Below are 255 nucleotides of genomic sequence, written 5' to 3'. Positions count from 1 at the left end.
GCTGCAGCCACCTTGTGGAGATACTCTGAGCAATGGTAGAAATCCATGACCTGCCTGGCATCGGGGAAGAGCTCCTCGACTCTGTTCCAGATCCAGTCCGCTCCGTCCGCCACCACACAGAGCCTGATCTTCTCAATGGGAATGAGGCCGGCTTCCTTGATGGTGCGGAGAGCATCGGCTATCTTATGATTGTCCGCCATCTGATGCCAGCTGATCAGGTGCTCGATTCTGTCCTCGTCAATGAGATAGAGCCTG

The 255-nt window shown here is 55.3% G+C and carries 1 pseudogene; it reads right to left on the bottom strand.

The window, feature by feature from the left end:
- Window positions 1-255 (bottom strand): annotated as a pseudogene (locus MWC30_RS22360) (ISKra4 family transposase); the annotation flags it as partial.

Source organism: Desulforhabdus sp. TSK (genome assembly GCF_022836495.1).
GTDB lineage: Bacteria > Desulfobacterota > Syntrophobacteria > Syntrophobacterales > Syntrophobacteraceae > Desulforhabdus.
This window is presented reverse-complemented; position numbering and strand designations above follow the sequence as displayed.